The organism is Bradyrhizobium liaoningense, assembly GCF_018130955.1.
Classification (GTDB): domain Bacteria; phylum Pseudomonadota; class Alphaproteobacteria; order Rhizobiales; family Xanthobacteraceae; genus Bradyrhizobium; species Bradyrhizobium liaoningense_C.
The window spans coordinates 1-21,423 of the sequence record NZ_JAFCJM010000092.1 but is presented as its reverse complement, the minus strand read 5'-3'; the positions used below and the strand labels follow the sequence as shown (position 1 = coordinate 21,423).

The 21,423-nt window shown below is 64.4% G+C and carries 17 protein-coding genes; 6 read left to right on the top strand and 11 right to left on the bottom strand.

Annotated features, from left to right (window positions below):
* Window positions 1-77: 77 nt before the first annotated feature.
* The 5 genes from JQ632_RS36730 to rpsT all read right to left on the bottom strand — a co-directional run bounded on the left by JQ632_RS36730 (window position 78) and on the right by rpsT (window position 7,988).
* The gene (locus tag JQ632_RS36730) at window positions 78-2,246 is read right to left on the bottom strand and encodes a hypothetical protein (protein ID WP_212407600.1); all 2,169 of its coding nucleotides are present in this window, start codon (window positions 2,244-2,246) and stop codon (window positions 78-80) included.
* Window positions 2,247-2,370: 124 nt separating this feature from the next.
* A complete protein-coding gene (gene recF / locus JQ632_RS36725; RefSeq protein ID WP_212407598.1) occupies window positions 2,371-3,507 on the bottom strand; it encodes a DNA replication/repair protein RecF in 1,137 nt (378 codons plus the stop codon).
* Window positions 3,508-3,634: 127 nt separating this feature from the next.
* On the bottom strand, window positions 3,635-4,753 hold the full coding sequence (dnaN, locus tag JQ632_RS36720; RefSeq protein WP_212407597.1) for a DNA polymerase III subunit beta: 1,119 nt from the start codon (window positions 4,751-4,753) through the stop codon (window positions 3,635-3,637).
* A 264-nt stretch (window positions 4,754-5,017) separates the two neighbouring features.
* Entirely contained in the window at window positions 5,018-6,436 is a 1,419-nt protein-coding gene (gene dnaA, locus JQ632_RS36715) for a chromosomal replication initiator protein DnaA (RefSeq protein WP_249152799.1), read from the bottom strand.
* Between the two features lie 1,285 nt (window positions 6,437-7,721).
* Window positions 7,722-7,988 (bottom strand): 30S ribosomal protein S20, encoded by a 267-nt coding sequence (gene rpsT, locus JQ632_RS36710; protein WP_212407595.1) that lies wholly within the window; start codon window positions 7,986-7,988, stop codon window positions 7,722-7,724.
* A gap of 368 nt (window positions 7,989-8,356) precedes the next feature.
* On the opposite strand from rpsT, the gene JQ632_RS36705 reads away from it, so the two are divergent.
* The 3 genes from JQ632_RS36705 (at window position 8,357) to JQ632_RS36695 (ending at window position 10,504) form a co-directional block, all read left to right on the top strand.
* On the top strand, window positions 8,357-8,674 hold the full coding sequence (locus JQ632_RS36705) for a hypothetical protein (RefSeq protein WP_212407594.1): 318 nt from the start codon (window positions 8,357-8,359) through the stop codon (window positions 8,672-8,674).
* A gap of 233 nt (window positions 8,675-8,907) precedes the next feature.
* Window positions 8,908-9,564: a peptide-methionine (S)-S-oxide reductase MsrA gene (gene msrA, locus JQ632_RS36700; RefSeq protein ID WP_212407593.1), complete on the top strand. Its 657-nt coding sequence runs from the start codon at window positions 8,908-8,910 to the stop codon at window positions 9,562-9,564.
* A 199-nt stretch (window positions 9,565-9,763) separates the two neighbouring features.
* Window positions 9,764-10,504, top strand: coding sequence for a polysaccharide biosynthesis/export family protein (locus JQ632_RS36695; RefSeq protein ID WP_212407592.1), 741 nt, complete (start codon window positions 9,764-9,766; stop codon window positions 10,502-10,504).
* 19 nt (window positions 10,505-10,523) lie between these two features.
* Here the strand turns inward: JQ632_RS36695 and JQ632_RS36690 are convergent, their stop codons facing one another.
* The 3 genes from JQ632_RS36690 to JQ632_RS36680 all read right to left on the bottom strand — a co-directional run bounded on the left by JQ632_RS36690 (window position 10,524) and on the right by JQ632_RS36680 (window position 14,162).
* Complete coding sequence (locus JQ632_RS36690) at window positions 10,524-11,414, bottom strand: alpha/beta hydrolase (RefSeq protein WP_212407591.1); 891 nt, start codon at window positions 11,412-11,414, stop codon at window positions 10,524-10,526.
* A 90-nt stretch (window positions 11,415-11,504) separates the two neighbouring features.
* Window positions 11,505-12,605: an NAD(P)-dependent alcohol dehydrogenase gene (locus JQ632_RS36685; RefSeq protein WP_212407590.1), complete on the bottom strand. Its 1,101-nt coding sequence runs from the start codon at window positions 12,603-12,605 to the stop codon at window positions 11,505-11,507.
* 81 nt (window positions 12,606-12,686) lie between these two features.
* The gene (locus JQ632_RS36680) at window positions 12,687-14,162 is read right to left on the bottom strand and encodes a benzaldehyde dehydrogenase (protein ID WP_212407589.1); all 1,476 of its coding nucleotides are present in this window, start codon (window positions 14,160-14,162) and stop codon (window positions 12,687-12,689) included.
* Between the two features lie 381 nt (window positions 14,163-14,543).
* On the opposite strand from JQ632_RS36680, the gene JQ632_RS36675 reads away from it, so the two are divergent.
* Entirely contained in the window at window positions 14,544-16,343 is a 1,800-nt protein-coding gene (locus JQ632_RS36675; protein WP_212407588.1) for a sigma-54-dependent Fis family transcriptional regulator, read from the top strand.
* Window positions 16,344-16,347: 4 nt separating this feature from the next.
* Here the strand turns inward: JQ632_RS36675 and JQ632_RS36670 are convergent, their stop codons facing one another.
* From JQ632_RS36670 to JQ632_RS36660, 3 genes are all read right to left on the bottom strand, one after another.
* Window positions 16,348-17,019, bottom strand: coding sequence for a dienelactone hydrolase family protein (locus JQ632_RS36670; RefSeq protein WP_212407587.1), 672 nt, complete (start codon window positions 17,017-17,019; stop codon window positions 16,348-16,350).
* 64 nt (window positions 17,020-17,083) lie between these two features.
* Window positions 17,084-17,389, bottom strand: coding sequence for a hypothetical protein (locus tag JQ632_RS36665; protein ID WP_409363536.1), 306 nt, complete (start codon window positions 17,387-17,389; stop codon window positions 17,084-17,086).
* Between the two features lie 53 nt (window positions 17,390-17,442).
* A complete protein-coding gene (locus JQ632_RS36660; protein WP_212407585.1) occupies window positions 17,443-18,207 on the bottom strand; it encodes an alpha/beta fold hydrolase in 765 nt (254 codons plus the stop codon).
* 304 nt (window positions 18,208-18,511) lie between these two features.
* On the opposite strand from JQ632_RS36660, the gene JQ632_RS36655 reads away from it, so the two are divergent.
* Together JQ632_RS36655 and JQ632_RS36650 are read left to right on the top strand one after the other, a co-directional pair.
* Window positions 18,512-19,003, top strand: coding sequence for a (2Fe-2S)-binding protein (locus JQ632_RS36655; protein WP_212407599.1), 492 nt, complete (start codon window positions 18,512-18,514; stop codon window positions 19,001-19,003).
* Window positions 19,000-21,291, top strand: coding sequence for a molybdopterin cofactor-binding domain-containing protein (locus JQ632_RS36650; protein WP_212407584.1), 2,292 nt, complete (start codon window positions 19,000-19,002; stop codon window positions 21,289-21,291). The genes JQ632_RS36655 and JQ632_RS36650 overlap by 4 nt, the downstream gene beginning before the upstream one ends.
* Window positions 21,292-21,423 lie beyond the last annotated feature (132 nt).

The following is a 21,423-nucleotide window of genomic DNA, read 5'->3' as shown; positions in this document are numbered from 1 at the left end:
CTCCCTGGAACACTGAAGCTTCGCAACCTCAGCTTCCTCGGTTCAGACCAGATGGACAACCTCCTGAGAGACCAAAGCTAGTACATCTGCAGCGGCAGCACCTCGCCGGTCGGACCCACCATCAGGCCCCAGGCATCGCCGGCGCCGAGCTCGATCGCCTCATTGCGGGCCGGGCGCCCCGCGATCTTCAGCGCGTACTGATACTTGCCGGGCGGCAGATCGAGCATCGGCCCTTTCGGCGACTGCGGTCCGCCCGCGCCGGCGGAGATCTTGATGGTCTGCTTGTTGATGGTGAGCTGTGCGTCCTGATTGCCCATGTTGCCGAGCAGCAGCTTGGCTTGGCCCGGCTTGGGCATGATGTCCGCTTTGGTCGCGGCATCCGGGTTCTTCTGCACCAGGTTGACCGACGTCTCGCCATTGGTGCGGCCGAGCTTCAGCGTTGCCGGCCCCTGCGGGGAAGCGAAGGCGAGTTGGACGCGATCGGCGGCGACCATCGCGCCTTCCGGCTTCTCCTGCCAACCGAGCTTGCCCAGTTCTGCGCGATAGAACGCAAGCACGTCGCTGAGCTCGGCGGGCACGCTGGCTTCCAGCTCACGGCGGAACGGGGCTCCGATGCCGGGCAGTTTTGCAGTGCCGAGTGAGGTCGAGGTGCGCTGCTTCGGCACGGGGAGCGCGGACTCCGGATCGGATTCCAGCGGTCCAGCCGCCTTTGCCGGCCCAGGCTGATTGCCGCTTGCCTGCTTGTTGGTGGACGCAGGCTTGGCCGCGGCCATGCGCAGGCCGGATCCGTCGGCGCTGACATTCACCTTGGCGCCCATCTGCATCACCGTGAAGGAGATCGTCTTGCCGCCCTTGGCGAACTCAAGCACTGCCATGTTCGGCTGGTTGATCACCGAGGGCTGCTCCTTCCAGCCCGCTTGCTTCAGCGATGCACGGTAGAACGCGGCAATCGCCTTGACGCTGGAGGTGGAGTTGAATTCGAGCCGGCCGCCGTCGAAATTCACCTCCTGCGCGTTCTCCGGCAGCGGCACCGGCGTATTGCTGCCGGCCTGCGCCTGCAACGGCGAATCGGACAGTGTGGCGGCCTGTGCCTTGCGCCGGACCTCGTCCGCGGCGATGACCTGTTTCGCCATCGCTTCGGCGTCCTTCATGAACTGGTCGTCGGCGTCCTTCTTCGCCTTGGCGCGGGCGGCGAGCACGGACTCCTTCACCTGCGCAGTCAAGGTGACCATCGTGAAATCATATTTGCGGCCGAGCCGCAGAACGCCGGCTTCCTCGGCCGAAGAGATCTTGATCGCCACCTCGTCGCCGGCGGCGGGCGGCGCGTTGCCGTCTTCCTGCCAGCCACGCGCTGTAAGCTCGCGATGGTAGAAGGTGAGGACTGCGGGCAGATCGGCAAGCGCGGCCACCGTCACTTCGTGCCTGCCGGTGCGGTCGTTGCCCTTGCCCGAGGCCGACTTGCGCGGTTTCGGCGTCGGCAAGCCGAATATCTCGTCCGTCTCGAGATGGGTCGGCAATGCAAACGGCGCGATCCTGATCTCGACATTGGTGCGGCCGTCGTCGCGGCGCGTCAGCGTCAGCATCACCGGGTTCTGCTGATAGAAGCCGCCGCGCTTGTCATCGTCGTGGCCGTAGAACGCACGCACGCCGTTCGGCAGCGTTTCGGTCAGGTTCGCATTCGGCCAGCTTGCGGCCGTCTCTGGTGTGAGCTTGCGCCAGCCGATCGCGGCCATTTCTTTCGTGTAGAAGTCCAGCGTCGCATCAAGAGCGGTGGGTGCGACGCAGCCGAGATAGGGCCGCGTCTCGTCAAACACGAGGTCGATCGCCCCCTCGGGGAAAGGCACATTCGAATAGATGCGGTTCGGAATGTAGGAGACCGCCGAGTGATCGGGCCGGCCGAGGCCTTGCGTGAAAGAGACTGAAAGTCCCTGCCGTCCCTTCTTGAAGACGAGATTGGTGTTTTTCTCGTCGAGCGGTCGGACATAGGGTACCCAGCCATCGGCGACGAACATCTTCTTCGCGGCGGCAGTGGTCACCGCGACCACGGTCGGTACGCCATATTGGACGCGGTAGGAATCGGGCCGCGAGGTGTCTTCCACCGCGCCCTCCAGTTTCGGCAGGCTGTGCACGTCGACGATGCCATCGTCGGCTCGCGCCGGCATCGAGCTGCTTGCGAGGAGAGCGAGGCCGCATGCAAACAGCCGCCATCGTGCCGGGACCTGCATCCCGCGCCTTACCGTCGACATCATCAAATCTCCAAGGATGTCGCGCGTCTCTCGGGGCTCGCGCGATTGCAACGGCTGCGACACTGTCGGCGCGGCCTCTGATGACTAGTCGTCAGAGGCGGGCGTCAGGTTCAACTTTCGGCGCCTAGCGGCGTGCCGTGACCCTTCCGTTTTCGACATCGAAAACCTGGCCGGAGGCGCCGATTTCGGCGAAGGCGGCCGGGTCCGCGCCGGTCAGCCAGACCTGCGCACCAAGCTTCAAGAGTTCTGCAAACAGTGCGGTACGGCGGTTCGGGTCGAGATGCGCGACGACCTCGTCGAGCAGCAAGAGCGGCACGATGCCGGTCATCTCCGCCACCAGCGTCGCATGCGCCAGCACGAGCCCAATCAGCAGCGCCTTCTGCTCGCCGGTCGAGGCATCGCGCGCCGGCATGCTCTTCGGCGCATAGACCACCTGGAGATCAGTCAGATGCGGGCCGTCGGTGGTGCGACCGGCGATCGCGTCGCGCGGCCGGTTGTCGCGCAAGATCTGGCGATAGCGGTCTTCCACCGCGGTCGCCGTTTCGTTCAACAGCGCGTTTTCCATCCAGCCATCGAGCGCGATCTGCGCGGATGGAAATGCGGAAGCCTGCCCGCGCGTATGCAGCATCTCGGCGAGTTTTGCCGCGGTCTGGCCCCGCGTCGCTGCGACCGCGACCGCAAGCTCGGCGGTCTCGCGCTCGATGGCGTCGCACCAATGGTCATCATAATTGCGCGTCTCCAGCAGCCGGTTGCGCGAGCGTAGCGACCGGTCGAGCGCGGAGACGCGGCTGGAATGCTCGCTGTCGATCGCGAGCACTAGGCGGTCGAAGAAGCGCCGCCGTTCCGATGCCGCGCCCATGAACAGCCCGTCCATCGCCGGCGTCAGCCACACCATGCGGATGTGATCGCCGAAGGTGGTGGCGGAATTGACCGGCTCGCGGTCGATGCGGCAGCGCCGGCTCACCGTCGTGTCGGCGCGCGGCGGGTCGATGCCGGTGCCGAGCGTCGCCAGCCCCAGCGCGCCCTCGACCTGCGCGGACACCGCCCAGGAGCCGTCGCCCTGATTGTCGGCGACGTCTTCCAGCGTCGCGCGTCGCAAGCCCCGGCCCGGCGAGAGAAAGGAGATCGCCTCCAGGCAATTGGTCTTGCCGGCGCCATTGTGCCCGACCAGCGCCACCATGTCGGCCTGCGTCTCGATTCCCGCAGCGCGATAGTTCCGAAAATGCGTCAGCGTCAGGCGATAGATGCGGGAGGGGGTCATATAGTGCGCTCTTCGTCATGCCCGGCCTTGTCCCGGGCATCCACGTTCTTCAACTCCGAAGACGTGGATGGCCGGGACAAGCCCGGCCATGACGGATGTAGTCGACAGGTACGGTTGCCGGTAGCCCTCACACCCGCATCGGCATCAGCACGTACAGCGCGCTCTTGTCGTCGCGGTCCTGGACCAGCGTGGGCGAGCCGGGGTCGGCGAGCCGCAGCGTTGCGACCTCGCCCTCGATCTGGGCGGCGATGTCGAGCAGATAGCGGGAGTTGAAGCCGATATCGAGCGCGTCGGAGGCGTATTCGACCTCGAGCTCTTCGGTCGCGCTGCCGGAATCCGGGTTGGTCACCGACAGCACCAGCTTGCCCGGCGACAGTGACAGCTTGACCGCGCGCCCCCTTTCACTCGAAATCGTCGACACGCGGTCCACCGCGGCCTCAAAATCCTTCTTGTCGACGACCAGTTCCTTGTCGTTGTTCTGCGGAATGACGCGGCCGTAATCGGGGAAGGTGCCGTCGATCAGCTTTGAGGTCAGCACCACATTGCCGATGGTGAAGCGGATTTTTGCCTGCGACAGCTCGATCGTGACTTCCGCCTCGCTGTCCTCGATCAGGCGCTGCACCTCGCCGACGGTCTTCCGCGGCACGATCACGCCGGGCATGCCGGCCGCACCCTTGGGCTGCACCAGATCGAGCTGGGCGAGACGGTGTCCGTCGGTGGCGACGCCGCGCAAGGTGGCGGCTTTCGCAGTGCCGGCGGCGTGCAGATAGATGCCGTTGAGGTAATAGCGCGTCTCTTCGGTTGAGATCGCAAACTGGGTGCGGTCGATCAGGCGCTTGACGTCCTTGGCGGCCAGCGAGAACGAATGCGACATGTCGCCGGCGGCGAGATCAGGAAAATCATTCTCCGGCAGCGTCTGCAGCGTGAAGCGCGAGCGGCCGGCTCGGATCGCAAGCACCGAGCGGTCGCCGTCGCCTTCCAGCACGATCTGCGAGCCGTCGGGCAGTTTGCGGACGATGTCGTAGAACATGTGGGCCGGCACGGTGGTGGACCCGGCGGTCGCGGTCTCGGCGGCAAGCGTCTCCGTCACCTCGAGGTCGAGGTCGGTCGCTTTCAGCGACAATTTTGCACCCTCGGCGCGCACCAGCACGTTGCCGAGGATCGGAATCGTGTTGCGGCGCTCGACCACGCGGTGGACATGGCCCAGCGATTTCAGGAGTTGCGCGCGTTCGACCGTAACCTTCATTGCACTACCCGCCCGATCCCCAAGATGGAAAGACGACTGGAAAAGCCGGGCAGCCTAAAGAGGCGCCGCGGCACCGAGACACCCGGAAAGCCGGATCATCGTGGCCGATATGATCAAAGCCGCCGGGGTCGCGCAAGGTGGCTCGGATGGGGGCGGGATTCAAGGGATTCGGTGCCAGTTCCCCCACGATCTACAGGCGAATTTCAGCGATCGCCCCGGGGGTGCCGGGACGATCAGATCGGTGTCGGGAGGGGGCTTAGGCGTTTATTCCTGAAGCTGGCGCTTCAGCGACTCGACCTCTTCGGAGAGCGCCGTGTCCTTGCTGACCAGTGCCTCGATTTTGCGCACGGCATGCAGCACCGTGGTGTGGTCGCGTCCGCCGAAACGGCGGCCGATTTCCGGCAGCGAGCGCAAGGTCAGCGTCTTGGCGAGGTACATCGCCACTTGCCGCGGCCGGACCACGTTGGCGGTACGGCGCGAGGACAGGAGGTCGGAGCGGCTGACATTATACTGCCGCGCCACCACGCGCTGGATGTCCTCGATCTTGATGCGCTTGGGCTCCTGCGGCCGGATCAGGTCGCGCACCTCGCGCTCGGCCATCTCAAGCGTCACCGGCTGGTTGTTGAGCTTTGAATGCGCGAGCAGGCGGTTGATGGCACCTTCGAGATCGCGGCCGTTATGGGTGATGGTGCGCGCCAGATAGTTGAGCACCTCCTCCGGCACGTCGAAGCTGGCATGATGGGCGCGGGCCGCCGCGACGCGCGACTTGAGAATGCCAAGCCGCAAATCTTCGCCGAGCGAGCCCATCTCGACCACGAGGCCGCCGGCGAGCCGCGAGCGGACGCGATCGTCCAGGCTTTCGAGATCGGACGGCGGACGGTCGGCGGCAATCACCACCTGACGGCCGGCGTCGATCAGCGCGTTCAGCGTGTGACAGAACTCGGCCTGCGTCGACTTGCCCTGCAGGAACTGGAGGTCGTCGATCACGAGCACGTCGATGCCGCGCAGCGCTTCCTTGAAGGCGAGCGCCGTCTGCGTCTTCAGCGCGGCGACGAAGCCATACATGAATTTTTCGGCCGTGAGATACAGCACCTTGCGCTCGCTGCCGGAATTGCCGGCCCAGGTCACCGCCTGCAACAGATGCGTCTTGCCGAGGCCGACGCCGGCATGGATGTAGAGCGGGTTGAACATGACAGGGTCGCCTCGACGGCCTTCTGCGACCTGGCGTGCGGCTGCATGCGCCAAGGTGTTGGCGCGGCCGACGACAAAACTCGCAAAGGTCAGGCGCGGATCGAGCGGCGAGCCGCCGAGCGCGTCATGCGTGGCGGAGACCGGTGCGGTCGCGGTCGCGCGCAGTTCCGGTGCGGGACGACCGTCCATGCGCCGTGCTTCGACCGTGACAGGCGCTTCCTTGGGCTGCACGACGGGACGCACCGCCGAACGAACCGTGAGGTCGATGCGATGCACCTCCGGCATCTCGGCCTGCCAGCAGGACAGCACGCGTTCGGCGTAATGCGCCTGGATCCAGCTCTTCAGGAAGCGGGTCGGAACCGAAAGCCGCACGCTTTCCTCCTGCACCCCTTCCAGATCCATCCGCGCAAACCAGCTCGTATAGACGTCCTCGCCAACGCTCGTGCGCAGCCGACCTTTCACGCGGGACCAGCGATCCTGTTCCGATGTCATCGTTTGAAACTTTTCTGAATGAGTAAGGTTGCGTGTGGATGCCGCTGCAGATTGCCTGCCACGGCACGACCTCGAGCGAGCCAACCTGAAGACATGGATCGGCCGTCCGGCGAAAACGCCGTTGGTCAGATCGTCAGTTTCAGGAATGGAGAGTTCGCGAGGTCAGCGCGTACTCAGTGCTCCCACGCACGTCGGGGGCTGGTCGCAAGACGGATTGGAAACGGTATCGCTGGAAAAATGGATTTGGTTAAATACCGCGTTGTGTCCGTTAGACATGGTGCCTCCCCGTCCTGCCGTGATTGCTCACGGCAAGGTCCTGCGTATACTCTAAAGACTCCACGTCGGAACGTACTCGTCCTGCCGTGACGTCTTGCCCTCTGTACTAGCTGTTCGCCCGGCTCTGCCTTCACGCGTGTCGGGGTGCCTTGTGATCGTCTCTCACTTGCGCCTTGAGGCGAGTGAGACACGGATGCCTCACTAGGAGACTTTAGACAAAGGATCACCATTCCCATATCGCTATGGGTTTCCAACCGACAATCGCTTGGTAAAGCGTCGCCAACGTGCACACCGCCGCCGATTTGCACGCTCGCCCCGTTTCTAAAACCGCGCTGGTCTCAAGATCGTGGGCGCCGCGAACGACTTAAGAAATACACGATGCACCGAGACTCGCAATGAATTTGATTCACAGTCGAGGAGGTTAAATCTTCATCTACGTTAACGCCGCGCGCGGAGTTGTTCACAGACTCGGGAGCAACGATTTGAATCGCCGTGCAGATTCGAAGGCCATCCGCGTCATGTGACAATTCTCCGACAGCGTTCAAAAATTTTTTGCAAAAGCGTCACGCGAGTGCCGTGCGGGCGAATTTTCCAATCTCTGCTGGTCACTATGTGGATAAGTGATTATCGACGCACCGCTTTTCGAGACTCGTTTTGCAGGGTAACTCCCGCCAATCCTCGCGTTGCACGGTGTTCCGTGGAAACTACGGTGTGCAAAGATCATTGAATGCACGCGCGTCCATTTTAGCGCGGCCACACAAGGGCTTTCGCAACTGCAACGAAGTTTCCGGTGTGGCAAAACAGCAAACAGGTAAAACTACGGAACGAAGCATACAGAGACGAACAATTTTTCCAAGTGCTCTTCGAGAACCGGCTCCTTTGAGAACCGTTCGAGACACTCATTCGACGCAGCGCTTGCGTGTTCGGACAGTTGCCTGCAGAAGCGCAAAAGAAAAAGCCCGGCGGATGCCGGGCTTCATCAACGTGCGATCGGTCTGCTGCTGGCGGATTACTTGCCGAGCTTGGAGATCTGCGCGGTGAGCCGCGAAACTTTTCGGCTCGCATTGTTCTTGTGAATGATGTTGCGCTGCGCAGCGCGCATCAAGGCGGGCTCGGCGTTCGCCAGCGCCTTCAGCGCGGCGGCGCGATCGCCGGTCTTGATCGCCTCTTCGACAGTGCGGACGGCGCCACGCATCTGGGTGCGGCGCGACTTGTTGACGGCGGTGCGGCGGGCAATCTTGCGCGTCGCTTTCTTGGCGGAAGTTGTGTTGGCCATGGTCTCAAATATCCTCTGCGGCGACCGGTCGCTTTGTGATCGGGTGGCGCCGGCTGCTTGACCGCGAAATCGACGCTCGGTTTTAGGGTGTTCGGTTGCAAGGCTGGTCCCGGAGCATGAGCAACAGCCTTGCGGCCGTCCCCGACACTGCTCAAAGAACAGCGGCGGCGGGATTGCGCCCGCCGCCAGTTGGCGCCCTTATAGAGGGGGCCTGCGGCACCGTCAACGTCCTCGGGACACCTAAAGTGGCCTCAGTGCGGCCCGGGAACGGCCGTAACGTACTGATGAGGTTGAATTTCCGCCACCACCCCGGTATTGGCTGGCGGCATTGCGACCGGTCTCGGCCGGACGACCATATAAGGTGATACATGATCCGCGGCTTTTTCCGACTGATTGGGCTGTTGCTGCTGGCTGGCGGTTTCATCTTCATGGTCTATGACGGCGCCCGCTGGGTGGCCGACCAGACCCTGCGCTTCACCCGTTTCGGCCAGTTCTGGAACGATATTCACCAGGCGAGCCAGCAGGCGTTCCGGACCTGGGTCGAGGCCAAGGCACCCTGGCTCTGGACCTCCGTGATCCGGGTGCTCCTGGACCAGCCGGTGTTTGCCGTGCTCGGCCTCCTCGGCATCGTCCTGATGATTTTGTTCCGGCCGCGAAAACCCCTGATCGGCTATTCGCGCGACTAGAGCGTTTTCGAGCGGAGTGGATACCGGTTCGCGTCAAGAAAACGTGTCAAAACCAGAAGCTGGAGCCCCGTTCCGATCCCATCGGAACGAGGCTTCAATCCGAACGGGCTGCATCGGAGCAGCGTAACAGGGCTGCCCCCGGCAACGTAAATGCCTATATTCAACAGGTATCGCGAGCACGCCGCAGAAAGCGCCTTGCTTTGGCGGCGAGGGCTCGTTTCGGAGAAGAGATCATGCTGTTCATGCGCAAGACCACCGCATTGCCGAGCGCAGCAGAAGCGCTGCCCGGCCGTGCGCAACCGATCCCGACTGCGTCAACCCACTTCGTCAACGGCCATCAGCTCAAGCCGCCTTATCCCGCGGGCCTCGAGCAGGCCGTGTTCGGGCTCGGCTGCTTCTGGGGCGCCGAGCGCAAGTTCTGGGAGCTCGGCGAGGGCGTCTATGTCACCGCGGTCGGCTACGCCGGCGGTCACACGCCCAATCCGACCTATGAAGAGACCTGCTCGGGCCGCACTGGCCACACCGAAGTGGTGCTGGTCGTGTTCGATCCGAAGAAGATCTCCTACGAGCGCCTCTTGAAGGCATTCTGGGAGAACCACAACCCGACGCAGGGCATGCGCCAGGGCAACGACGTCGGCACGCAATATCGCAGCGCCATCTACACATTTGGCGGTGCGCAGAAGAAGGCGGCCGATGAATCGAAGGCGCTCTATCAGAAGGCGCTTGCCGCGAAGGGACTTGGCGCCATCACCACCGAGATCGCGCCGGCCGGCGATTTCTATTTTGCCGAAGACTACCACCAGCAATATCTGGCCAAGAATCCGGCCGGCTATTGCGGCCTCGGCGGCACCGGCGTGTCCTGCCCGATTGGCGTCGGTGTGAGCGCGTAGTTGTTTGCACCGCCATTCCGGGGCGATGCGTCAGCATCGAACCCGGAATCTCGCTCCACAATCTCTGGATTCCGAGTTCGCGCTTCGCGCGCCCCGGAATGACGGTGGCGAGCAATCGCCGCCGCATACCACCCGAAACGCTTTATTAACCATAACAGGTGCAAGACTGGAGCCGTCTCGTTTCAAGGGATGGGCTCCAGTGCGGGTTGCGCGCGCGTTTCGATTGTCGATCTTGGCAGCTTCTGCCGCATTCGCCCTTGGCGGCTGCATGCAGACGGCAGGCCCGGTCGCCGTCGCGCAGCCGCGCAGCGATCTCGACTACATGGCCTATGGCCAGCCCGGTGCTCCGCCGCCCGTCGTCGTCGCCGACACCAGCGGCGGTGCGATCAGCGCGATCCGTAGCTCCTTTGCCTCGGCGCCTGCGCCCATGCCGGTCGGCTATGCCGCGCCGATGCCGGTGCCGGTCGCAGCGCGCCATGACGTATCCTATCGTCTCGATGCCGGCGACCGCTTGCGCGTCGTCGTCTACGGCCAGGAAGGCCTCACCAACACCTACGCGATCGATGCCGGCGGCTCGATCACCCTGCCGCTGATCGGCGCGGTGCCGGCGCGCGGCCGCACCACCGCAGGACTCGCAGCCGACATCGCCGCGCGCCTGCGCAACGGCTATATCCGCGAACCGTCGGTGGCGGTCGAGATCGAGGCTTATCGCCCGTTCTTCATTCTGGGCGAGGTCACCGCGCCCGGCCAGTATCCCTACGTGCCGAACATGACGGTGGAGAGCGCGGTCGCCATTGCCGGCGGCTTCTCCCCGCGCGCAAAGCGCGACATGGTGACGATCACCCACAGCGAAGGCGGCGCCGCCATGCGGGCCGTCGTGCCGCTCGGCACGCCACTCGGGCCCGGCGACACCGTCTACGTCGGCGAACGCTGGTTCTGACCGCGCGTCGTCGGCTTGCCTAGGCCTTCAAGTGAGCTCGTGCAAAACTCGCTGCTTCGTCGATCGAGGCCATGCCTTCGTCGAGCATCGGCGCGAAGAGCTGCCAGGAATGGCACATCCCCTCCCAGATCTTGAGCTCCGTCGAGCCACCGGCCTCGCGCAGCCTTTGGGCGATGTGCACGCTGTCGTCGCGCAGCAACTCCCAGGAACCGACGTGGATGAGGGCCGGCGGCAGCTTCGACAGGTCGCTGTCGAACGGCGTCACCGCCGGTGATCTCGGATCGCCCTCGCCGACATAGACATTGGTGAACAGCGTCATCAGTTGCGGCGTCAGCAGCGGCGCATCCACGATCGTGCGATAGGATTCGCTCGTCCCGGTGAAATCGAGCGCGGGGGACATCAGCACCAGCGCGCCAGGCCGGGGCAGGCCGGCGTCGCGTGCCCGCACGGCAGTCGCCAGCGCAAGATTGCCGCCGGCGGAATCGCCGGTCAGGGCGATGGCAGACGCGGCATAGCCGCGCTCCAGTGCCCAAGCGTAGACGGCGAACGCATCGTCATGCGCCGTCGGCGCGGGATTTTCCGGCGCCAGCCGATAGTCGGCGGCAAGTACCGTCATGCCCGACAGACGCGCGAGATTTGCGGCCACGACGCGATGCGAACGCGGGGAGCCAAAGAAGAACCCGCCGCCATGGAAGTAGATGATCAGGCGCTTGCCGTCGGCGCCGGGATAGCTGATCAGGTCGCCGCCAGCCGGGCCCGCCGCAACGCGCTCGATCATGATGCCGTCGGGGATCGGCGTCTGCGCATTGATCGCCTCGAACCAGGCCCGCATCTCGGCTGGGCCGGCATTTTCGGGCGGCGGAAATTGGGCGCTGATCTCGAGAATGGCTGCGAGTTGTTGGCTGGACATGTTTCCTCCTGGGATGACGAACCGGCCGCCGGTCGCGCCGGCCTGGATCGTCATTGTCGTGATGCGACCGGTCTATCCGTGCGCTGCCGCTCAGCTCATCCGCACGATCGGCTTGATGACCTCGCCCGTTTCCGAGACGTGGATGGCCTTGTTGATCTCGTCGAGCGCGTAGAACTTCACGAGCTTGTCGAAGGGGAAGCGCCCCTGCCGATAGAGGTCGATCAGCATCGGAATGAAAACGTCCGGGTTGGATTCGCCTTCGACGATGCCGATGAGGCGGCGGCCGCCGCTCATGAAGTGGGTCTCGTTGAGGACGATCTCGGCATCCGGTCCCGACGCGCCCAGGATGCCGCAGGCGCCGCGCGGACCGAGGCTTTCCACGGCACTGCGGATCACCGCGGGAAGGCCGGTGGTGTCGAGCGCGAAGTTCAGCCCGCTGCCGGTGATCCGCATGATCTCCTCGACCGGATTGACCTTGGTCGGATCGATCGTATGGGTGGCGCCGAGCGCCTTTGCGACGCTCAGCCGCGACGGCTTGGTGTCGACGGCGATGATAGTGGTCGCGCCGACGACGACCGCGGCCATCAGGGCGGACAGGCCGACCGAGCCCGCGCCGAACACGGCAAAGGATTTTCCGGGCGAAACGCGCAACGCGTTCAGCACGGCGCCGGCGCCCGTCTGCACGCCGCAGGCCAGCGGTCCCAGGAGGTCGAGCGGCACGTCGCTCGGCACTTTCACGACATTCGCTTCATGGCACAGCGCATGAGTCGCGAAGGACGACTGGCCGAAGAAGTTGCCGTTGATGCGCTCGCCGTCCTTGGAGAGGCCGCTGGTGCCGTCGACCCGCGTGGCGAAGAAGTTGCGCGGGAAGAATTCGTGGCAATAGGTGGTCGCATGATCGCGGCAGCTCGGGCAGGCGCCGCAGGAATTGAACGTCATCACCACGTGGTCGCCGGGCTTCACCTTGGTGATGCCGGAGCCGACGGCTTCGACGACGCCGGCTCCCTCATGGCCGAGCACGACGGGCAGGGGTGTCGGCAGCATCCCGTCGCGCACGACGAGATCGGTGTGGCAGACGCCGGTCGCGGCGACCTTCACGAGGATCTCGTCAGCGCGGGGACTTTCGAGATCGATGCTTTCGAGGCTGAGCGGTGCGCCCTTTTCGCGGGCGATGGCGGCACGGATTTTCATTTGCGGGATCTCCGGTCAGGAATGGCAGGATTGGGATCGCAGGTGCGTCCGGCGCAACGCTCGCCGGACGCGGTACAAGCGTCAGAACGGGTAGGGCGTCGCTTGCGGCTTCTCGGAGGTCCACACCCACTGCGTGAACTCTTCCCAGATCGCAGGACCGCTGATGCGGCTGCCATTGCCGGAGCGGCCGCGGCCGCCGAAGGGCGCGAACGGGCCGCCATTCACCGTCTGGTCGTTGATGTGGAGCTGGCCCACGTTCAAGCGTTCGCCGACGGTGCGTGCGCGGGCGATCGAGCCCGAGATGACACCGGCCGCGAGGCCATACTCGGAGAGATTGGCGAGCGCGACCGCGTCGTCGTCGGTCTCGAAGCTGACGATGCAGGCGACGGGTCCGAAGATCTCCTCTTCGAAAGCGAGCATGCCGGGCTTCACATCGGCAAGCACGGTCGCCTGATAGTAGCGGCCGTCATGGCTGCCGCCGGCGAGCAGCCGCGCGCCCTTGGCCACCGCATCGTCCACGATGGATTGAATCTTCTCGACTTGCGCATCGCTGATGATCGGCCCGAGCGCGACGCGCCCGGACGAGGGATCGCCTGCCGGCAGGTGCCGCGCCTTTTCGGCAATCCGGTTCGCCAGGCCTTCGGCGATACCTTTCTGCGCCAGCACGAGGCCGGTCGACATGCAGATCTGACCCTGGTGCAGGAACGCGCCCCAGGCGGCGTTGGACGCCGCGACGTCGAGATCGGAATCGTCGAGCACGATCAGCGAATTCTTGCCGCCGAGCTCGAGCTGGACCTTCTTGAGGTTGCGGCCGGCGACCTCGCCGACCTTGCTGCCGCCGGCGGCCGAGCCGGTGAACGAGATCATCGCGATGTTGGGATCGGCGCACATGGCTTCACCCGCCACAGCGCCTCCCGGCACGATCTGGAGTACGCCTGCAGGCAGGCCGGCTTCCTCGAAGATTCGCGCGATGATGATGCCGCCCGACACGGCCGTGCGCGGATCGGGCTTGTGCACGACGGCATTACCGACCGCGAGTGCCGCGGCGACGGCTCGGATCGAGAGCACCAGCGGAAAATTGAACGGCGAGATTACGCCGACAACGCCATGCGGCACGCGCTTTGCGGTGTTGGAGCGGCCCGGCTCCATCGACGGCAACAGAATTCCGTTGGGCTCGAGCGCAACGGCAGCCGCGTGGCGCACAAAGCCGGCGCCATGCTCGACCTCGATCGCGGCCTTCGGCTGGATCGATCCGCTCTCGCGCATGATCCAGCCGATCAGCTCTTCGCCATTGCGTTCGAGTAGGTCGGCCGCCTTGTTCAGGATCGCGGCGCGTTCCTGCGGAAGCATCGCCGCCCAGCCCGGCTGGGCGAGGCGCGCCGCGCGCGCGGCCTTTGCGATATCTGAGGCATTGCCGATGCCGACCGAGCCGAGCACGGTGCGCGTCGCGGGATCGCTGATGTCAGCGACCCCGCCGCCGGTTGCAGACCATTCGCCGAGGAATGCCTTGCCGTGCCAACGCTCGGTGGCAATGAAATTGCGGGCCTGTGTATTCATCGAAATCTCCTCCCATCTTCCCGCGTCGCGGGCTGTCGTTATCGTCCGCGGGCGCCATGCCTGCGGCGTAGGGAGGGGAAACAGGTCACAAGGGCGCACCCCGGCGACATCGCCTTGGTCCGGACGGGCGCACCGCCGGTCGTGATCGGGACTGCGGGCCAGTCCTCTTGTTGTCGTTTTCCTCCCGTTGATCTCAGGGGATAGCAAGGCGGGTGCCAGGCTCGGCGAAGTTCGAGGTGCAGCTCGAAAGAAGCCAAATAGATAAATTATTTCATTCAGATAGCTCTGAAACCGTGCCGGCGGGTTTTGGCTGCGGATTCACGCCGGCGGGCGATCTCTTCCTGAAATGATGGAAGGCGTCTAAGGTCTCTTCATCATTTGATGAAGCAAAAGGCCGCCGACGTGTCCGACAAGGAGTCCCTGATCTCGCTTGCCGAGGCGTCGCGCCGCTCGGCGCAAATTCTCAGTCGGGGCGCCAGCAGCGAGCTCCATACCGGTGCGCCGCCGACCTTCGATGATCTCGCGGAGTCCCTGCATTTCGCGCTTGGCGATGGCCGCATCTGGCTCAACGACCAGCGCATGGTCTTGATGCAGTCGCAGGTGCTGGGGAGGCTGCGTGCGGAGATCATCGACGCCTTCGGCATGGAGACTGCCAAGGCGATCTTCATGCGAGTCGGTTACATGCAGGGCGCGCGCGATGCCGCGCTGATCCAGAAGCGTTTTCCGAATGAAGATCTGACGCACGCGCTCGCCGCCGGACCGCGGGTGCATACGCTGGAGGGCTTCGTCAAGGTGACCACGCGGCACTTCGAGTTCGACCGCGACAAGGGCACCTATTTCGGCGAGTTCTATTGGGACGATTCATCGGAAGCGGCCGAGCATGTTGCGAGCTATGGCCTTGCCACCGAACCGGTGTGCTGGCTGCAGGTCGGCTATCCCTCGGGCTACACCACAAAACTGCTCGGCAAGCCGGTGATCTTTCGCGAGATCGAATGCGCCGCCATGGGCGCGCCACGCTGCGTCATTATCGGCCAGCATGCCGATGCCTGGGGCGATGACGCTCCGGAGCGGCAATATTTCGGCCTGGAATGGAAGAGCCGTCCGCTTCACGCCGCGACGAAGATGGCTGTTGCCGAACAGGAGGCTCCAGCCAGTGTCGACGGAAAGGACGATGTCGCCGTCGGGGTCTCGGCTGCCTTCGTGCGCACGCGGCGCCAGCTCGAGCGGGTCGCGGCGACCGATGCGACCGTGCTGTTCGTCGGCGAGTCCGGCGTCGGCAAGGAGCTTTTCTCCAGCCAATTGCATGCGATGAGCCGGCGCAGTGGGGGTCCGTTCGTCGCGATCAACTGCGCCGCTATACCGGAACAGCTCGTCGAGTCCGAATTGTTCGGCGTTGAGAAGGGGGCCTATACCGGCGCAATCGCCTCACGCGCAGGCTACTTCGAGCGCGCTTCAGGGGGCACGCTGTTCCTCGACGAGATCGCTTCGCTGACCTATTCGGCGCAGGGCAAGGTTTTGCGTGCATTACAGGAGCGCAAGATCGAACGCGTCGGAGGCAGCAAGACGATCTCCCTCGATGTTCGGGTGGTCGCGGCATCCAACGTCGATCTCAGCACGGAGGTTGCGGCCGGCCGTTTTCGGCAAGATCTCTATTTCCGCCTCTGCGTCTTCCCGATCGCGATCCCGCCGTTGCGTGAGCGGCGCGACGACATTCCGCTCCTGATGGCGCATTTCCTCAGTGCCTACTGCACGCGGCACGGCCGCCGCCTCACCGGCTTCAGCCGGCGCGCGACCGGCGCGCTGCTCAAATACAATTATCCCGGCAACATCCGCGAACTGCAGAATCTGATCGAGCGTGGCGTGGTCTATGCCGATGATGGCGGCGTGATCGACGTCGGCCACCTCTTCAGCGGCTCCGAGCTCCTGCCGCCATTCTCGATCCAGCTCACCAACGAGGGGCGGCTTGGACGCATGCCGCTTCACGCCGACGGCGCGCAGCCGGCTGAGGCGCCTGTTGCGCCATCAGCCGATCATGGCGCGTCATTCGCCGATGTCGAGCGTGCAACTTACGAGGCGGCCCTGGCGCGCGCCGGCGGCAACGTCTCGGCCGCTGCGCGCGCGCTCAGGATCAGCCGGGCGCAGCTCGACTATCGACTGCGCAGGCTGGGTTTGCGGTCCTAACCACTCACTTCAGATGCGCGGCAAAGAACGTCATGCTGCAGGGCCAGGCGATGTCGGCGCTGGTCTTGTCGTAGCTCGCGCGCTCGTCGCAATGGAAGCCATGCTGGGCGCCCGGATAGATCAAGACCTCGACGTCCGGCCGCTTGCCCTTGATGGCCTCGACATCGGTGAGCGGAATGCCGGCGTCCTTCTCGCCGAAATGCAGTTGCGTCGGCACCTTCGGCTTCTCGTCCGCAAAGCGCGCGATGGCGCCGCCATAATAGCCGATCGCGGCCTTCAGGCCGGACAGCCGTGTGGCGGCGACGAAGGCGATGCTGCCGCCGAGGCAAAAGCCGATGATGCCGACCGGGCCGATCGCCTTCACCGCATCGATCGCGGCCTGCGTGTCGCGCAGCATCGCCGCCCAGTCGGGACTAGCGACGAACTTTCGCGCTTCCGCGACCTCGTCGGGCGTATAGCCCGACTGGAAATTCGGCGTGGTGCGATCGAAGATCGACGGCGCGATGGCGACATAGCCTTCCTTCGCCAGCCGGTCGCAGACCGAGCGGATGTGATGATTCACCCCAAAAATCTCCTGGATCACCACGATCGCGCCCTTTGGCGTGCCGCTGGGGTCAGCGCGATAAGCGCCAAACTGGAAATTGTCTGAGGCCGTCAATTTGATGTCTTGTCCCACGGGATTGTCCTCGGGTTGTTAGGTGTTGTTTCCAATCGCCGGCTCTTTCTCCTCACGATCAGGATCATTCCCACATCCAGTTCTCGCCATAGTCGCCCTTCCACCCCGCAAGCCGGCCGTGGTGGAATTGCAGGAACAGGCGGTGGCGATTGCGCACGAGTCCGCTGCCGCCGATGTTGCGCAGGGCGAGAAAGGTCTCCTCGCCCGGACGTCCCCTGACATATTGCAACTGCTGTCCCAGCGCTCGCGCCGTCTCCTCGACGTCCATGCCGAAGGCCAGCGGCGTGGTGTTGGAAAGCGTCGCGACGAAGGGCAGCCGCGGCATCGGCTGCTGCGCCAACGCCGGCGCCGATAGCGCAACCAGCGCCATCAGTCCGGAAGCCAATGTCGATCGCGTCATCGCTCTTGCGTCCTTGTTCGCGCCTATCGCGACACGTTCTTAAGGAAAGGCACGACCGCGTCAACAAAAGCCTGCGGCTGGTCGATGTTGACGGCGTGTCCGGCCGCCGGAATCACCGCCTTCTGCGCGCCAGGGATCTTTGCTGCCATGTAATCAGACGCGGCGAGGAAGGGCGTGTCGTCGGCACCGACCACGACCAATGACGGCACCTTGATGTCGGGCAGAACCTCCATCACTTTCGCGTCGCGCTGGGTCAGCATGCCGCGCGCGGCGAGCGCCAGTCCCTTGGCGTTGCGATGGCTGGCGCTGGAGCGTTCGCGGCTCGCCGATTTCAGCACGTCCAGGCCCTCGCGCTCGAACCTGTCGGCCGTGTCGTAAGCGCGCTTGTTCCAGGCCTCGCGCGCGTCGTCCTTCTTGAAGCCCGGGCCGGTATCGATGATCAGCAGCGCGCGTACGCGCGCAGGGTTCGCGCGATAGAACGCCAGCGACATGTAGCCGCCGAGCGAGAGACCGCCGATGATGGCGCGATCAGTGCCGACAGCATCGAGGATATCAGCCATGTCGCTGACGGTCAGCGCTTCGCTGTAAGCCTTGGGATCATCGGGATAGTCGGACTGGCCATGGCCGCGCATGTCCCACAACACCAGTGTGTGATCCCGGCTGAAAGTTTCGATCTGGCCCTGCCACATCGCCGAGGTCGCGGAATAGCCATGCGTCAGCAGCAGCGGCGGACCGTTGCCATGGACTTCGTAGTAGATGGCAACTCCGTCCCGATTGATTGTTGGCATGTCGCTCACCCCTGTTCGCTTGTCGAACATCCTAGCGCGTTGGGTTACTCGCAGGAAACTGCCCGCCGACGATGGCGCGCATGTTTCAATAGCAGGCAATTATTCCGTCGCGCGGTTGCGTCGGCGGCCTTGTCGCAACGCACAACAGTTCGTCGCTGCGTTTGTTTCGATCAATTCCAAATTGCATTTGCCTCAGCGAGCGAACGCGATCATTCTCGCCGCCAAGGTTGACGCCAGCCCGGTGGGCGTCCGCCGTACAAGTTGCCGCCGTAAGCGGCTTCATGCACCGGCAGGGGAAGAAACCATGCCTACTCTCAACATCAACGGGCGGGGTATGTCCGTGGATGCGGCGAGCGATTCGCCGCTTCTATGGGCGATCCGCGAGCAATTGCAGATGACCGGCACCAAATTCGGTTGCGGTGCCGGTTTGTGCGGAGCCTGCACCGTGCACGTCAACGGCGAAGCCGTGCGCTCGTGCCAGACCATGGTCGGTGACGTCGCTGGCAAGAAGATCACGACCATCGAAGGCCTTTCCGCCAAGGGTGATCATCCGCTTCAGAAGGCATGGATTGCCGAGCAAGTCCCGCAATGCGGCTACTGCCAGTCCGGGCAGATCATGCAGGCCGCGTCGCTGCTGGCTAAGAATCCCAACCCGACCAAGGAAGAGGTCGTGGCGCATATGGACGGCAATCTCTGCCGTTGCATGACCTATTCGCGGATCCAGAAGGCGATCCTGCGGGCTGCCAGCGAGATGCGCACCGCTTCCGCCACCGGCAACGAGCGGAGGGCCACATGAACAAGCACGTGAACAACGTCACCCCTGAAGCGACCGATCTCAGCCGTCGTTCCTTCCTGGTCGGCACTGCCGCGACCGGTCTCGTGCTCGGCTATGCCGGCGTGCCCGGCATTGCAGAAGCCGTCGCCGCGCCCTCCAACTTCGAGCCGAGCGTCTGGTATTCGATCGCGCCGGATGGTCTCGTTACCGTGACCTGCGGCAAGGCCGATATGGGCCAGCACATCGCCTCCACCATGGCGCAGATCGTGGCCGAAGAGCTCGGTGCGAAGTGGAGCGACATGCGGGTTCAGCTCGCCTCCAACGATCCGAAGTTCAACGACCCCGTGCTGGGTGCGCAGATCACCGGCGGAAGCTGGTCGACCATGATGAACTTCGACGCGATGAGCCGCGCTGGCGCCGCCGGCCGCATCGCGTTGACGGAAGCCGCTGCCGCCGCCATGGGTCTGCCGCCCTTCTACAAGGACGAGCTGATCGTGCGCGACTCCATGGTCACGCATCCGAAGTCGAAGAAGTCGATGAGCTTTGCCGACATCGTCAAGAGCGGCAAGGCCACCAAGACCTTCACGCCGGACGAGTTGAAGGCGATCAAGCTGAAGACGCCGGATCAATACACCATGATCGGTGTATCGGTGCCGCAGCTCGACATTCCCTCCAAGAGCAACGGCACGGCCAAGTACGGCATCGACGTCATGCTGCCGGGCATGGCCTATGGCGCGATCGTCACGCCGCCGGTGCGCTTCGGTGCGACCGTGAAGTCGATCGACGACAGTGATGCCAAGAAGGTGCCGGGCTTCGTCAAGGCCGTCATCATCGACGACAAGACCCAAACGACGTCGGGCTGGGTGGTCGCCGTGGCCAATACCTACGCCAACGCCAAGAAGGCGGCGGCGGCGTTGAAGATCGCCTACGACGGCGGTCCGAACGCAAAGTTGTCGAGCCAGTCGTTGCTCGACGAAGCCAAGCGGCTCCAGGGGCTCGACGATTCCGGACAGTTCTTCGTCAAGGACGGCGATCCCACGGCGGCGTTCGGCTCGGCGGCGAAGGTGCTGGAGGCGGAATACACCACCAGCATCAACATCCACGCGCCGATGGAGCCGATGAACGCGACGGCGGAGTTCAAGGGTGACATCCTGCACATCTATTCCGGCAACCAGTTCGCGACGCGCTCCGGCGCGATCGCCGCGGGTGCCGCCGGGATCGATCCAAAGTTCGTCGTCATGCACCAGATGTGGCTGGGCGGCGGATTTGGCCGGCGTCTCGACGCCGACATGATGATCCCCGCGGTGCAGGCGGCCAAGGCCGTCGGCAAGCCGGTCAAGGTGATCTACACGCGCGAGAACGACATGACGATGGATTTCTCGCGTCCGCTCACCTACCAGAAGGTCAAGGCCGGCGTAGATGGCGACGGCAAGGTCGTCGCGCTCAGCCACGACGTGGTCTCGGCCTGGCCGACCGCGCGCTGGGGCATCCCGGACTTCCTGACTCCGTCGGTCGACAAGAAGGGCCCGCTCGACTCGTTCACGGTGAACGGGGCGGACTTCTTCTACACCGTGCCGAACCACTATGTGCGGGCGATCAAGAACGAGATGGCGCACAACGCCACCCCGTCCGGTCAGCTCCGCTCGGTGGCGCCCGGTTGGACCTTCTGGGCAGTCGAGAGCATGATCGACGAGATCGCGGCTGCGACGGGCAAGGATCCCGCCCAGCTCCGCATCTCCCTGCTCGACGGCAAGGGCAAGAACGACGGCGGCGCGCAGCGGCTGCGTAACACGCTGCTCGCCGCGATGGGTCTCGCCGGCTACGGCACCAAGCAGCTCCCGAAGGGAGAGGGCATGGGCGTGGCCTGCGTCTCCTCGCAGGAGCGCGCGACCGCAAGCTGGACCGCCTGCGTCGCCCATGTCGCGGTTGCGCCATCGGGCGAGGTGAAGGTGAAGAAGCTCACGGTGGCGACCGACGTCGGCACGCAGGTGCATCCCGACAACATCCGCGCTCAGGTCGAGGGTGCGGCGCTGTGGGGCCTGTCGCTTGCGATGTACGAGAAGGCGACGCTCAAGGACGGCGGTATCGAGCAGAAGAACTTCGATACCTACACGCCGCTTCGCATGAGCCAGGTGCCCGAGGTCGCGGTTGCCGTGATCGCCAATGGCGAGAAGGCCACCGGCGTCGGCGAGCCGGCGGTGACGGTGGTCGCACCGGCCATCGGCAACGCCATCTTCAACGCCTGCGGCGCCCGCGTCAGGTCGCTGCCGATCACGGCGGAAGCCGTGAAGGGCGCGATGAAGGCGTAAGCCGGCCGCAAGTCGCGATGAGAGATGATCCGCCGGAGGGCAGCCTCCGGCGGGTTTTTTTGTGGTGCGCCAGGCATGGCGCGGAGCGCCATGACTGGCGCGATTTGACCGGAGTGGTGTCCGGTCGATGAC

What these genes read in the sequence shown, in the direction of transcription:
- JQ632_RS36730 (WP_212407600.1), bottom strand. Translation starts at nt 2,246, where the DNA reads ATGTCGACGGTAAGGCGCGGGATGCAGGTCCCGGCACGATGGCGGCTG.
- recF (WP_212407598.1), bottom strand. Translation starts at nt 3,507, where the DNA reads ATGACCCCCTCCCGCATCTATCGCCTGACGCTGACGCATTTTCGGAAC.
- dnaN (WP_212407597.1), bottom strand. Translation starts at nt 4,753, where the DNA reads ATGAAGGTTACGGTCGAACGCGCGCAACTCCTGAAATCGCTGGGCCAT.
- dnaA (WP_249152799.1), bottom strand. Translation starts at nt 6,436, where the DNA reads ATGACATCGGAACAGGATCGCTGGTCCCGCGTGAAAGGTCGGCTGCGC.
- rpsT (WP_212407595.1), bottom strand. Translation starts at nt 7,988, where the DNA reads ATGGCCAACACAACTTCCGCCAAGAAAGCGACGCGCAAGATTGCCCGC.
- JQ632_RS36705 (WP_212407594.1), top strand. Translation starts at nt 8,357, where the DNA reads ATGATCCGCGGCTTTTTCCGACTGATTGGGCTGTTGCTGCTGGCTGGC.
- msrA (WP_212407593.1), top strand. Translation starts at nt 8,908, where the DNA reads ATGCTGTTCATGCGCAAGACCACCGCATTGCCGAGCGCAGCAGAAGCG.
- JQ632_RS36690 (WP_212407591.1), bottom strand. Translation starts at nt 11,414, where the DNA reads ATGTCCAGCCAACAACTCGCAGCCATTCTCGAGATCAGCGCCCAATTT.
- JQ632_RS36685 (WP_212407590.1), bottom strand. Translation starts at nt 12,605, where the DNA reads ATGAAAATCCGTGCCGCCATCGCCCGCGAAAAGGGCGCACCGCTCAGC.
- JQ632_RS36680 (WP_212407589.1), bottom strand. Translation starts at nt 14,162, where the DNA reads ATGAATACACAGGCCCGCAATTTCATTGCCACCGAGCGTTGGCACGGC.
- JQ632_RS36675 (WP_212407588.1), top strand. Translation starts at nt 14,544, where the DNA reads ATGAAGCAAAAGGCCGCCGACGTGTCCGACAAGGAGTCCCTGATCTCG.
- JQ632_RS36665 (WP_409363536.1), bottom strand. Translation starts at nt 17,389, where the DNA reads ATGGCGCTGGTTGCGCTATCGGCGCCGGCGTTGGCGCAGCAGCCGATG.
- JQ632_RS36660 (WP_212407585.1), bottom strand. Translation starts at nt 18,207, where the DNA reads ATGCCAACAATCAATCGGGACGGAGTTGCCATCTACTACGAAGTCCAT.
- JQ632_RS36655 (WP_212407599.1), top strand. Translation starts at nt 18,512, where the DNA reads ATGCCTACTCTCAACATCAACGGGCGGGGTATGTCCGTGGATGCGGCG.
- JQ632_RS36650 (WP_212407584.1), top strand. Translation starts at nt 19,000, where the DNA reads ATGAACAAGCACGTGAACAACGTCACCCCTGAAGCGACCGATCTCAGC.